The sequence below is a fragment of the Blastomonas sp. genome (assembly GCF_041747255.1).
Classification (GTDB): Bacteria; Pseudomonadota; Alphaproteobacteria; order Sphingomonadales; family Sphingomonadaceae; genus Blastomonas.
In genome coordinates this window covers 1-13,205 of record NZ_JBGTFM010000304.1, presented here as the reverse complement: position 1 = coordinate 13,205, position 13,205 = coordinate 1, and the positions used below count along the sequence as shown (strand labels likewise).

At 62.5% G+C, this 13,205-nt stretch carries 11 protein-coding genes; 7 read left to right on the top strand and 4 right to left on the bottom strand.

Translation table 11 applies throughout. From position 1 onward, the window contains the following. Together ACEW8G_RS10480 and ACEW8G_RS10475 are read left to right on the top strand one after the other, a co-directional pair. Positions 1-1,471, top strand: a 1,471-nt coding sequence (locus tag ACEW8G_RS10480) for a von Willebrand factor type A domain-containing protein (RefSeq protein WP_373488367.1), incomplete at its 5' end; no start/stop codon positions are given. Positions 1,472-1,597: 126 nt separating this feature from the next. Beyond that, a complete protein-coding gene (locus tag ACEW8G_RS10475; RefSeq protein WP_373488366.1) occupies positions 1,598-2,119 on the top strand; it encodes a hypothetical protein in 522 nt (173 codons plus the stop codon). Between the two features lie 287 nt (positions 2,120-2,406). On the opposite strand, the gene metK is transcribed toward ACEW8G_RS10475, so the two are convergent. Then, on the bottom strand, positions 2,407-3,624 hold the full coding sequence (gene metK / locus ACEW8G_RS10470; protein ID WP_373488365.1) for a methionine adenosyltransferase: 1,218 nt from the start codon (positions 3,622-3,624) through the stop codon (positions 2,407-2,409). Positions 3,625-3,697: 73 nt separating this feature from the next. Further along, positions 3,698-5,305, bottom strand: coding sequence for an apolipoprotein N-acyltransferase (gene lnt / locus ACEW8G_RS10465; protein WP_373488364.1), 1,608 nt, complete (start codon positions 5,303-5,305; stop codon positions 3,698-3,700). Between the two features lie 135 nt (positions 5,306-5,440). On the opposite strand from lnt, the gene ACEW8G_RS10460 reads away from it, so the two are divergent. Continuing rightward, the gene (locus ACEW8G_RS10460; RefSeq protein WP_373488363.1) at positions 5,441-6,124 is read left to right on the top strand and encodes a hypothetical protein; all 684 of its coding nucleotides are present in this window, start codon (positions 5,441-5,443) and stop codon (positions 6,122-6,124) included. 141 nt (positions 6,125-6,265) lie between these two features. Next, entirely contained in the window at positions 6,266-7,315 is a 1,050-nt protein-coding gene (locus ACEW8G_RS10455) for a sigma-54 interaction domain-containing protein (RefSeq protein WP_373488362.1), read from the top strand. 335 nt (positions 7,316-7,650) lie between these two features. On the opposite strand, the gene ctrA is transcribed toward ACEW8G_RS10455, so the two are convergent. Together ctrA and ACEW8G_RS10445 are read right to left on the bottom strand one after the other, a co-directional pair. Beyond that, a complete protein-coding gene (ctrA, locus tag ACEW8G_RS10450) occupies positions 7,651-8,352 on the bottom strand; it encodes a response regulator transcription factor CtrA (RefSeq protein WP_373488361.1) in 702 nt (233 codons plus the stop codon). Between the two features lie 271 nt (positions 8,353-8,623). Next, the gene (locus tag ACEW8G_RS10445) at positions 8,624-9,526 is read right to left on the bottom strand and encodes a LysR family transcriptional regulator (RefSeq protein WP_373488360.1); all 903 of its coding nucleotides are present in this window, start codon (positions 9,524-9,526) and stop codon (positions 8,624-8,626) included. Positions 9,527-9,639: 113 nt separating this feature from the next. Here ACEW8G_RS10445 and ACEW8G_RS10440 point away from each other — a divergent pair, with 113 nt between their 5' ends. From ACEW8G_RS10440 to ACEW8G_RS10430, 3 genes are all read left to right on the top strand, one after another. Then, complete coding sequence (locus ACEW8G_RS10440) at positions 9,640-10,350, top strand: pirin family protein (protein WP_373488359.1); 711 nt, start codon at positions 9,640-9,642, stop codon at positions 10,348-10,350. A gap of 75 nt (positions 10,351-10,425) precedes the next feature. Beyond that, positions 10,426-11,025: an NAD(P)H:quinone oxidoreductase gene (gene wrbA / locus ACEW8G_RS10435; protein ID WP_373488358.1), complete on the top strand. Its 600-nt coding sequence runs from the start codon at positions 10,426-10,428 to the stop codon at positions 11,023-11,025. A 112-nt stretch (positions 11,026-11,137) separates the two neighbouring features. After that, positions 11,138-12,670, top strand: coding sequence for a hypothetical protein (locus tag ACEW8G_RS10430; protein WP_373488357.1), 1,533 nt, complete (start codon positions 11,138-11,140; stop codon positions 12,668-12,670). Positions 12,671-13,205: the final 535 nt, after the last annotated feature.

Here is a 13,205-nt window from a genome sequence, read left to right as displayed (position 1 = left end):
GCCCGGCATTGTCTCAGGCTCTGCGGTGACCGTATCCGGCTCCGCCATCGATGCGCGGCGCGCGCCGCAGGCCAACGAGCGCTATGCGGGCGAGGCCGTCGCCAGCATCCGGAGCGTGGCCGATGCGCCGGTTTCCACCTTCTCGGTCGATGTCGATACCGGCAGCTATGCCAATGTCCGCCGGATGCTGAACGCGGGGCAAAGCCCACCCGCCGCATCCGTGCGCACCGAGGAGATGGTCAACTATTTCCGCTACGATTATGCCCGGCCCGATACCCGCAGCGCGCCGTTCAGCATCACCGCCGACATCGCCCAGACGCCGTGGAACCCTGACAGCCGCCTGATCCGCATCGGCCTGAAAGGCTATGATGTCGCCAGCCGCGACCGGCCGCCCGCCAATCTGGTGTTTCTGGTCGATGTGTCAGGATCGATGGCGAGCGCTGACAAGCTCGGCCTTGTCAAATCGACCCTGACGTTGCTCGCCGATCAGTTGCGCGCCGATGATCAGGTGTCGATTGTCACCTATTCTGGCCGGGTCGGGCTGCTGCTTGCCCCCACCAACAACAAGGCGTTCGTCAAGCAGGCGGTTGACTGCATGTTTGCCAGCGGCGCGACCGCAGGCGGTGCAGCGCTTGACCTCGCCTATTCAACCGCGCGCGCGCATTATCTCGACAATGGTATCAACCGCATCATCCTGGCCACCGATGGTGATTTCAATGTCGGGGTGTCTGATCCCGAGGCGATCAAGGCGATGGTCGCCAAGCAGCGCGACAGCGGCGTCACGCTGACCACACTCGGCTTTGGCACCGGCAACTACCGCGAAGACCTGATGGAGAGCATCGCCGACGCGGGCAACGGCAACTACGCCTATATCGACAGCGCGATGGAGGCACAGAAGGTGCTCGCCGATGAGCTGAGCGCAACCCTGCTGACGATTGCGGGCGATGTGAAAATCCAGGTCGAGTTCAACCCGCAGGTGGTGCGCGAATATCGGCTGATCGGCTATGAAAACCGCCTGCTGGCCGAGGAAGACTTCGCCAACGACCGGGTCGATGCTGGCGATATCGGTGCAGGCCATCAGGTCACTGCGTTGTATGAGGTGATCCCCGCTGGTGGCAACGGCTGGTTGGCCGAGCGGCGTTATGAAGCCAACCGCACGCCCCCTGCGGCTGACCAGTCGGCAAATGAAGCCGCGTTCATCAAACTGCGCTACAAACTTCCCGGCGAGACCCGGTCGCGGCTGATCGAACGCGCTCTGCCCGCGCGGATGCTGGCACAGGCGAGCGCGCCGCGCGGCGACATGGCGTTTGCGGTTGCGGTCGCCGCCTTCGGACAAAAGCTGCGCGATGACAAATATCTGGGCAGCTACAGCTTTGCGGATATGCGCACGCTTGCGGGCAATCAGACCGATTTCTGGCGGCAGGAGTTTCTCAAGCTGACCCAGTTGGCCGAGGCGCGATCGGGCGACTGACATCGCCGATAGACGCACGGCGAGGCTGGTCAAGAATCGGTCGAGCCGATAAGGGACGAAAGAACAAGCGTGGCGGCCGCTCTGGCAGCACCCCCGCGTTCTTTTGACGAAAGGCCAGGTTTACCGATGGATGGACAGCAGCTTTTTTTCCTGATCGCCGTGATCATTCTGGTCGTGATGGTCATCATCTGGGCGTTGTTCAGGCGCGGCGGCGGTGGCGACGCGACGGGTGGGCATGACGGCCATCATGATTCAATTGACGCTCCGCCGCAGATAATCCCCACGATGGGTGCCGCGCTTGACCCGACGGTTGCCCCGCTCAGCACCGCGGATGTTGACGCGCAGATCGCCGCGACCGCCGATGAGGCCGTCGCCAGCGGCAAGCCGCGAATCGCCGAAGCCATCGGCGACCCCGATGACCTGCGCCAGATCAAGGGCATCGGGCCGAAGCTCAACACGATGCTGGGCGACCTTGGCATCGCCCGCTACGACCAGATCGCCGCCTGGACCGCCGCCGACGTCGCTGAAATCGACCCCTATCTCGGCGCCTTCAAGGGCCGCATCGTGCGCGACAACTGGATCGAGCAAGCTGGCTTTCTCGCACGCAGCGACATCGCCGGGTTCGAGGCCAAGTTCGGTAAGCTGTAGTTGTTTTATCCCGCTCAGCCTTAGCCTGTCGAAGGCCCCGCGCTGGCATTGAACCGAAGCGTCTTGCTGAACTTGTTTCAGCATCCATCATGCGTCTGGGCTAAGGTCTGGCGGGACGAGAAATGGACCCTGAAACGCGTTCAGGGTGATGGTGATCGTGTGTGCGCAGGCCACTGCGCAAGGGCTTCGACACGCTCAGGCTGATCGGGGCTGAGGAAATTTCCCCACAACAAAGGGCCGGGTCGTCGCGATGACGCCCGGCCCTTTTTGTTTGCGTAACCGCCGGATCAGGCAAGCGCGGCTTGCAGCTTGTCGACCAGATCGGTCTTTTCCCACGGGAAGAAATCGCCGGTCGGCTTGCGGCCGAAATGGCCATAAGCCGCAGCCTTTTCGTAGATCGGCTTGTTGAGGCCCAGATGCTCGCGGATGCCGCGCGGGGTCAGGCGGACGAGCTGGGGCAGCACCGCCTCGATCTTGTCATCGCCCACCGTGCCGGTACCGTGCGTATCGACATAGAGCGACAGCGGCTCGGCGATGCCGATCGCATAGCTCAGCTGGATGGTGCAGCGCCGCGCCAGACCGGCAGCGACGATGTTTTTCGCCATATAGCGGGTGATGTACGCAGCCGAGCGATCGACCTTGGTCGGGTCCTTGCCCGAGAACGCGCCGCCGCCGTGGGGGCTGGCGCCACCGTAGGTATCGACGATGATCTTGCGGCCGGTCAGGCCAGCATCGCCATCAGGTCCGCCGATTTCAAACGAACCGGTCGGGTTGACGTAGATCTTGGTCTCATCGGTGATGAAGCCCTCGGGCAGCACCTTGTGCATCACGCCGACAACATGATCATAAAGCAGCTGATATTTGTCTGCATCACCCTTGCCTTCGTGCCAGAAATAGCCCGGCGCGTGCTGAGTGGAGACAACCAAGGCAGTGGCGCGCACCGGCTTTTCGTTGTCGTAGGCGAGCGTCACCTGGCTCTTGGCATCGGGCTCAAGAAAATCGACGACCTTGTTGTGGCGGTCAGCGGCAAGCTGCTCCAAAATCTTGTGCGAATAATCGAGCGTTGCCGGCATCAGGTCTTCGGTTTCGTCCGAGGCATAGCCAAACATGATGCCCTGGTCGCCCGCGCCTTCGTCCTTGTTGTCCTTGGCGTCGACGCCCTGCGCGATTTCAGATGACTGGCCGTGCAGATGGTTTTCGAAGGTCAGCGTTTCCCAGTGGAAACCGCTCTGTTCATAGCCGATGCGCTTAACGGTTGCGCGGACGGCCTTTTCGATCTCATCGAGCGCGCCGGGGGCCCATTCGCCATTTTCATACACGCCCTTGCAGCGGATTTCACCGGCCAGCACGACGCGCTGGGTGGTGGTCAGCGTTTCGCAAGCGACGCGCGCTTCGGGGTCTTTCGACAGGAACAGATCGACAATCGAGTCTGAAATCTGGTCCGAAACCTTGTCGGGATGGCCTTCGCTGACCGATTCAGAAGTAAAGAGGAAGCTTTTGCGCATGGGTCGCCTTCTTGCTGGGGCTTGCCGCTTCGACGCGGAAAGCACATATAAAGATTTCCTTATATGACCGCCCTTAACGACCGAATGCGCGCTGTGCAACCGCCAACAGCAGCAGCAGCCCGGCAAAGGCGAGCGCCAGAATATTGCCCCATAAGGCGAACGGCGTGGGCGTGCGGGGGCCAGGCAGCTGGGTATCGATCCGCCCGGCACGGTGGTGCGCAATGCTGTGCAGCACCCGGCCATCGGCATCGACCACCGCCGATATGCCGGTGGGGGTCGCGCGAATCACCGGCAACCCCTCCTCAAGCGCGCGCAGCCTTGCCTGCGCCAGATGTTGCGGCGGCCCCCATGACCCGAACCATGCATCGTTGCTGGGGTTGAAGATGAAGTCGGGGCGATGGGTGCGGTCCACCACTTCGCCTGAAAAGATGATCTCGTAGCAGACCTGCAGCCCCATCTTGCCGAAACCACCTAGATCAAGCGTCTGCGCGCCCGGCCCCGGCGTGAAGCCGATTTCGCCGGGCACCAGCCGCGAGAGGCCGAGAAGACCCAGCACCTCAGCGTAGGGCAGATATTCGCCGCCGGGGACAAGATGGCTCTTGTCATAGCTGCCCAGAATCTCGCCCGCGCTCGACAACGCAAACACGCTGTTCGCGGCGGCCACGGCGCGGCCATTGGCATCAAAGTCCAGCTTCACTCCGCCGGTGACCAGCAGGTCGCCGTTGTTGATTGGCCGGGTGACGCGCGCGCGGATACCGGCGGCGGTTTCAGGAAAATAGAGGCGGCGCGGATAGCCATCTTCAAGGAAATCGGGGATCGCTGCTTCGGGCCAGAACACGATGCGGGGCGATGGCGCGTCGCGATTGACCGTCTGCGTTACCAAACGCGAAAAGTTTTTGGCCTCGGCGTCGGGATCGTATTTTTCTGACTGGTCGTTATTGGGCTGCGCGATAGTGATGGCAGGGCCGCTCACTACTGGCGTTGGCCCTGCGGCAAGCCAGCCTGCGCCTGAGAACGCTAAGGCAAACGTCGCAATCGCGCCGGACTGCAACCAGTGCCGCTGCACCAGCAACAGCAATGCACCTGCGCCGAGCATCATCAGCGCACTCAAGCCATAAGTACCGATCAGCCGCGCCGCCCAGCCGGCATCCACCGCCACGACCCCAAGCGGGTTCCAGGCAAAACCGGTGAACACCCAGGCGCGCATCCATTCGGTGATCAGCCACAGCGCTGCGAACACGAGAATGAAGACGAGGTCTGTTTCGCCGCGATGGCTGGACCCCATCACCTTTGAACGAGGTTCAGGCCCGGCGGACGATGAACCCCTGCCTGCGCGGGGGAGCCGCAATCGGGACGCGGCAAAAGCCCCCAGCGCCGCCAGCCCCGGAAACAGCGCCAGATACATCGACAGTCCGACCACCGCGACCCAGCCCAGCCAGTGCGGCATCTCATCCTGATAGGTGAAGGCAATCGCGATCCAGTTCAGCCCGACGGTGAAATAGCCGACGCCAAACAGCCAGCCGCGTGCAAATGCGCTGCGCCTGCCTGGTGCGCTCATCACAAGATGGATCAGTAATGCAAATGCCGCCAGCGTCAGCGGCCACAGGTTCAACGGCGCAAAGCCGGTCGCCGACACGGCCCCGGCGGCAAGCGCGGTCAATCGAGGAAAACGCGTCAGCATCGCGCGATCCTATGCCCGCGCTGCCAGCCACTGGCAATCGTGCTTGCAACGCCGCTGTCACATGCCGCGCATTTTGCCAACAGCATGCGCCAAAAGCAGGTGACAGCGTGGATGCGCCCGCGCATAGACTGGCCTATGACCATCCTGTTGCCCTTGCTGCTCGCCGCTGCCCAGACCGCCCCTGCCCCCGCGCCATCTGAAAGCGCGATCACCGCTGCTCAGCGCGCCGATCTGACCTGTGCAGCCGCCTTTGCGATTATCGCATCGGAACAACAGCGCGGCGTTGCCTCGGCGCTGGAGTTTCCGGTGCTGGTCAATCGCGGCCGCAGCTTTTTCGTCACCACCGCCGAGCAGGTAACCGATGACACCGGTTTGAGCGCAGCCGCCGTCGGCGACGTCCTGACCGGCATCGTCAAAGATTTGCAGGCACAGGCAGCCGCGTCGAACGATCCTGCGGCGGTTGTCGAAGCGGTGATGACGCCGTGCCTTAAACGGCTGGACGTGGTGGTCCCGGTGCCGCCGCCGCCCGGGATGCTGCAATGCGCCATTTATCTGCAAATCGCCTATCAGGAAGTCGAAACCCGCGAGGGCCTGTCGCCCACCGCGCGCGACCTAAAGACGCTCGCCAGCGTGCTGGAATCGCGCGCCCGCGACGAAATGCGCGACGCCGGGCTCAGCGGCAACGAGGCTGACCGCAAGCTGATTGAGACGCGCGAGAAGATCAACGCCGAAGAGGCCGCGCGCGATGCCGACGATGATGCCAGCGACATCGACTTTGAAACCTGCTTCGAACTCGCCAAGCCCGCTGAAAAGGGTTAAGGCCGCTGCCGCACCAGCCGCCGTCAAAAAATTGACGAATATTGGCATCTGACGTGACGGCTTTACGCCTCGTTAACCATTTCCCCCCTAATCGTTAACCATAGACGGCAGGCACTGTCGGGGCACAAACGGGGGCAGCATATGAGCGCAATCGACACCAGCACGATCAGCGACCTGATCATCGGCAACAGCGCGGCGATCCGTGCGGTGCGCGGGCTGGTGCGCTTTGCCGCCGCCACGTCGGCCTCGGTGCTGATCACCGGCCCGTCGGGCACCGGCAAGGAACTGGTGGCGCAGGCATTGCACCGCTCCTCCGACCGCGCCGCCGCGCCTTTCGTTGCGGTCAACAGCGGTGCGATCCCGCGCGAGCTGATCGAATCAGAACTGTTCGGCCATGAAAAGGGCAGCTTCACCGGCGCCGTCGCGCGGCGCACCGGCCATTTTGAAGCGGCGACCGGCGGCACATTGTTTCTCGATGAAATCGGCGAAATGCCCACTGACATGCAGGTGCGGCTGCTGCGCGTGCTGGAAGACGGCAAGATCCGCCGCATCGGCAGCAACGATGATGTGCGCGTCGATGTGCGCCTGATCGCCGCCACCCACCAGTGCCTTGAAAGCGCAATGGCCGATGGCCGGTTCCGCGCTGACCTGTTCTACCGGCTCAATGTTCTGCCGATCGAACTGCCGACGCTCGCCGAGCGGACCGAGGACATTCCGATGCTGGTTGCCCATTTTCTGTCACGCGGCTTTGCCAGCGATTGCCCGCCCGAATTCACTGAAGAGGCGCTCGCCATCCTGATGGCGCACGATTGGCCGGGCAATGTCCGTGAACTCAAGAACCTCGTCGAACGCGCAGCAGTGTTCTTTCGCGGCCAGGCGGTTGGCCGTGCAGAAATGGCGATGCTGCTGCGCCCGGCGCTTTCGGCACGCCGCGCTGCCGCTGCACGACCCGCAGCCGCGCTGCCCGACAATGTCGTGGCGTTCGCCGAGCCTGCACCCCTGCACTTTGCCCGGCCGCTGGACCTGCGCGAGCATCTGCAGAACGAAGAGAAGCGCGTGCTGGTTGAGGCACTCGAATCCACCGGCGGGGTGGTCTCCGCCGCGGCACGGCTGGTGATGCTGCAGCGCACGACATTCGTCGAAAAGATGAAACGCTACCAGATCGAGCGCGAAATCGCCTTCAGCGCCTGAGCGTGAGGGCATGGCCAACGTCCGTCGGCTAACCTGGCCTGCTCGCCATCCCGCTTTTCTCTCATAGCCCCCGCTGATGATCGGGCCGCGACCACGGCTCCTTCCCTGAGCAGCGCATAACCGGTGGCTAGCACCGCTGCGCCCAGCTCATGCTGCCGACTTGATGCTGGATCGACCGGCGTGGTGTGAACAACTGTCGAGCGCAGACGGGAAGCTCACCCAACAATGCTAATGACAACCCCATCAGCATAATGGGCATCGCCCCCCAATAAAAAAGGTCGGTGGTTGCCCACCGACCCTTTTCATGCCCCCGGGAAGTGAGAGGAGAGATTTGATCAGGCGGCGATCACCGCGCCATCGGCTTCGGGATCGCGCAGCACATAGCCGCGGCCCCAGACGGTTTCGATATAGTTTTCGCCGCCGCACGCCAGCGCCAGCTTCTTGCGCAGCTTGCAGATGAACACGTCGATGATCTTGAGTTCAGGCTCGTCCATGCCGCCATAAAGGTGGTTGAGGAACATTTCCTTGGTCAGCGTTGTGCCCTTGCGCAAGCTGAGCAGTTCGAGCATCGCATATTCCTTGCCGGTCAGGTGGACGCGCGCGCTGTCGACCTCGACGGTCTTGGCATCGAGATTCACCGCCAGCTTGCCCGTGCGGATAACGCTTTGCGAATGCCCCTTTGAGCGGCGCACGACCGCATGAATGCGGGCGACCAGCTCTTCACGGTGGAATGGCTTGGTGACATAATCATCCGCGCCAAAGCCGAACGAGCGCACCTTGCTGTCCATCTCCGAAATGCCGGACAGGATCAGCACCGGGGTCTGCACCTTGGCGACCCGCAGCTTTTTGAGCACGTCATAGCCGTGCATGTCAGGCAAGTTCAGGTCTAGCAGGATGATGTCGTAATCATACAGCTTGCCCAGATCTAGGCCTTCTTCACCGAGATCGGTCGTGTAGACATTGAACCCTTCGGTGGTCAGCATAAGCTCGATGGCCTTTGCCGTGGTCGGTTCGTCTTCGATCAAAAGCACCCGCATGTGCAGTCCCTTTTCGCCCGTGCCATCGGCACCGTTCCATCTACTCAAGCTATGAACGGCACATCGTGGAAAACATTAACCATAAAAGTTTTGGGGGCAAAAGGTTAATTTTGGGTAAACCGGCCTGACTCCGCGAGTCGCGAGCGCTGAATGGCCGCTAAGTGCGCGGAAAAGACTCGATTTCTGCGCGACTGGCGACAGTTTTCAACTGGTCGCATTTTACGCGATTAGACCGATATGGTTGCCAAATGGTAACGGTAAAGCCAAACGATTAACCGATCTCGCCGGTCAGGTGCTTGCGAAAATACGCGATCAGCGCCTCCACCCTTGCGGGGCGGTGCGGCGATGGCGGGGTGACGATGCTGAGTGTGTTGTGATCAAACCGCCAGTTGGGCAGCAACGCCACCAGCCGACCATCGCGGATCGCCTCGTCGCAAAAGAAATCCGGCAGGCAGGCGATGCACAGCCCCGCCATTACCGGTGGCAGGGCGGCGTCGGCATTGTTGACGATCATTGCGGGTCTTGGCCGGGCCTGCGCCCGCTCACCATCCGGTCCGGTCATCGACCACACTCCGGGCTGCGCTGCGTTGGCATAATGCACGCCCTTGTGCGCCTGCAGATCACTGGGGTGCACCGGCGTGCCGTGCCGCGCGCAATAGTCAGGCGAGGCGATCATGTGCAGCCGCACATCGCGGAGGCGGATCGCACGCAGGCTGCTGTCGGGCAACGAAGCGATGCGCAGCGCCATGTCAAACCCCTCGTCCACCAGATCGACCCGCGCATCGGACAGGTGCATGTCGATGATGATGCCGGGGTGCAACGTCATGAACGAGCCGACCAACGGCGCGACTGCGCGCAGGCCAAAGCTCATCGGCACCGCGATCCGCACCGTGCCCGAGAGCAGCTGCGCTTCGTCACGCGCCGCCTCAACCGCTGCCTCGCCGTCGATGCGGATGCGGCGCGCATGATCGACCAGCCCGCGCCCCGCCGCCGACAGCGACAACCGGCGCGATGTGCGGTGGAACAGCACTGTGCCCAGCTCCACCTCAAGCCGCGCCACCGCCTTCGACACCTTGGCCTTTGACAGGCTGAGCGCTTCTGCGGCTGCAGTGAAGCTGCCGGTGTCGGCGACAGCGGCAAACACCGCCCATGCCTCAAAGTCAGGAAGTCGCATGATCAGAAACAATCCTTTTCCGTACTGGCTATTTTGGAAACGATAGCAGCGGGCTATCTCATGCTCAAGCAATGGCACCCGAGATACTGCGGTGCCCGACCAGGAGCAGACATATGATCGAGAAGCGTGACTTTGCCTCGCTCGGCCATGCCAACCACGGCTGGCTGAATGCCCGGCACCATTTTTCATTCGGTGGCTATCATGATCCGGCGCGGATGGGCTGGGGCACCCTGCGCGTGTGGAACGATGACGAGATCGCCCCCAAGAGCGGTTTCCCCACCCATCCGCACCGGGACATGGAGATTATCACCTATGTCCGCTCGGGCGCGATCACCCATCGGGATAGCATCGGCAACGAGGGCCGCACCGAAGCGGGCGACGTGCAGGTGATGAGCGCCGGAACCGGCGTGCAGCACAGCGAGTTCAACCTGGAGACGCAAGAGACCCGGTTGTTCCAGATCTGGATCATCCCGAACGAGGCAGGCGGCGCGCCGCGCTGGGATGCGAAGCAGTTTCCCAAGGGCGAACGCGCAGGCAAGCTTGAGGTGCTGGCCAGCGGCTTTGACGATGACATCGCGGCAGGCGCATTGCTGATCCGCGCCGATGCACGGCTGTCCGGTGCCACGTTGGCGGCGGGCGACAGCATCACCCATCGGATCGCAGACGGATTTGCGGCGTATCTGGTGGTGTCTGCAGGCAGCGTGCGCGTCAACGGGGTCGACCTCGGCCTGCGCGATGCCGCCGCGATCACGAAGGAGACGGACATCACCATCACGGCCAGCGAAGACGCCGAGATCCTGATCGCCGAAACCCGGACCCACTAACCCCCTTCCCGTCACTGCGGCTCCGGCCGGGGTGGCGGGGCCCCTTTGTGCCCAACCCCAACCCAGGAGACCATCATGGCAAAAGTTCTCGTCCTTTATTACTCGGCCTACGGGCATATCGAAACCATGGCCGAGGCCATCGCCGAAGGCGCGCGCACCGAAGGCGCAGACGTCACCATCAAGCGCGTTGCCGAAACCGTGCCCGAGGATGTCGCCAGAGCGAACCACTTCAAGCTCGACCAGGCAGCAGCGGTCGCCGATCCGGGTGAGCTTGCAGATTATGATGCGATCATCGTCGGCACCGGTACGCGCTTTGGCCGCATGTCCAGCCAGATGGCGGCGTTCTGGGACCGCACCGGCGGCCTGTGGGCCAAGGGCGCGCTGGTCGGCAAGGTCGGCGCATCGTTCACCTCGTCCGGAAGCCAGCATGGCGGGCAGGAAACAACGCAGTTCTCAATCCTCACCAATCTGCTGCACCAGGGCATGACCATCGTCGGGCTCGACTATGGCTATCAGGGCCAGCTCAACAATGACGCGGTTATCGGCGGATCGCCTTATGGCGCCAGCACGATCGCGGGCAGCGACAGTGCACGCCAGCCGCACGAGATCGACCTCGATGGCGCGCGCTATCTTGGCGCCAAGGTCGCACGCACGGCGGCCAAGCTGATCGCCTGATCCGATGTGACACCCCCGGCCCGCCCCAGCCGCCTGCCCCCCCTTTTCCATGGGTTGCAGGCGGCTGGGGGGTTGGCTAGCCTGCTGCGGCATTAACCGGGGGTAGTGCAACATGCTGCAGTGCGCGCTGCGATATCTTCTGCTGGGGCTTATCGCCTGCTGCATTCCGACGATCGCCAGTGCCGAATGGCGCGAGGCCTCAAGCCCCAACTTCCTGGTCTATGGAGACCAGAGCGAATCGCAGATTCGCGACTTTACCGACATGCTCGAACGCTATCGCTCGGCGATGCGCTTCATCTACAAGCTGCCCGAAGAGGCAACCTCGCCATCGAACCGGCTGACCGTGTTCGTGGTGCGCGATGAAGGGCAGGTGCGCAAGTTGCTTGGCAATGGCAGCCGCTTTGTGTCCGGCTTTTACCAGTCGCGCGCCGGTGGGTCGGTGGCATTCGTGCCGCGCGTGGGTGACAACAGCCGCAGCGACCGCGTGTCTGACGGCGAACGCATTTTGCTCCACGAATATGCCCACCATTTCATGTTCAGCGTCTTTTCGGGCTCGCCCCCGCTGTGGATGGCCGAAGGCTTTGCAGAATTCTACGCCAGCGCAAAATTTGAGAAGGGCGGTGCTGTCGGGCTGGGCCTTCCCGCCGATCATCGCGCCGCAGAACTGGTGCTGGCGCAAGAGGTGCCGCTCGACATGCTGCTGAGCACCCGCAAATATCGCGAAAACGCGTCGAAGCGTTACGACGCCTTTTACGGGCGCAGCTGGCTGCTGTTTCACTATCTGACATTTTCGGACAACCGCCCCGGCCAGATGGCGGATTACCTGCGGCGGATCGATGCAGGCCAAGGCGAAGAGGCTGCGGCGGCCAATGCATTCGGTGATCTTGCGGTGCTCGACAAGGAACTTGGCAGCTACATGAAGCAGCGCAGGATGACCTATCTGCGGCTGGGGCCGGAGCGGATCCAGAGCGCGGAGATCAATATCCGCACGCTCAGCAAGGGCAAGGCCGCCATTCTGCCGGTGGTGATGCGTTCGCGGCGCGGCGTGAACGAGGAACAGGCGAAGATCGTCGTCGAAGAGGCGCGCAAGATTGCCGCCAGCTATCCTGAAGAAGCCTTTGTCCAGACCGCTCTCGCCGAAGCTGAATATGACGCAGGCGATAATGATGCAGCGATTGCGGCGGCTGATCGCGCGCTGGCGCGCGACCCGCAAGCGATCAACGCGGCGATCCAGAAAATCTATGCGCAGTTCAGCATGGCCGATGATGACGGCAAGGACGGCCAGTGGCCGAAGGTCAGGCAAGCCATTGCTGCTGCCAACGCGATAGAAAACGACAATCCGATCCCGCTGATGTATTTCTTTCGAACCTTTGCGCGCGAAGGCAAAACCCCGCCGGACATGGCTGTCCACGGGCTCGAACGTGCGCTGGTGCTGGCACCCTATGACACCGCGTTGCGGCTGAACCTGGGCCAGCATCAGATCAAACAGGGCGAACTCGAAGCAGCGCAGATGACGCTGCGGCCATTGCTCAACCACCCGCACGACAGCGAACTTGCCGAGTTCGCGCGCAAACTTTTGGATGGCAAGGGCGAGTTGGCGCCAGACTATGAGGTCAAAAACGCCGAGGCTGATGTTTCACCCTGACATGACCGTGCGGGGGCTGCGGTGGTTGCAAGCGCGGAACCAATCGCGCCACAGACTGTAAATCAGGCAGAAGCGCAGCTATATGGCTGTTGCCCACCCCGCATGATGCAGATCAAACGCGGTGTGTGACCCAATTTGCAGGAAATATATCATGGGCAAAGGACTGGTTTTATGGATGCTTGGCGTCCCCGGATTGTTGATCATCGGGCTGCTGGTTTTCGGCATATTGTAATCGCACGCGCCGCCTAACCGGGCGTTAGTTCAAACAAAAAAACCCCGCAGGAAGCGCTTCCGGCGGGGTTTTCATTTGGTGTTACGGTATCCGCCACCTCCCCGGGGAATGCCCCGGGGAGGGTTAGGCGAAACGTTTATTCCGCGTCGCTGTCAGCCGCGACAGGTTCAGCGAACACCGGTGCGGGCGGCGGCGGTGCAGAGGCTTCTGCGGCAGCTGCCGTCGCCTTTTGCAGCGCGCGTTGCTGGGCGCGGAGTGCGGCATCGCGGCTGGTGGCAGCGATGCGCATGCGGTTCATGCCCG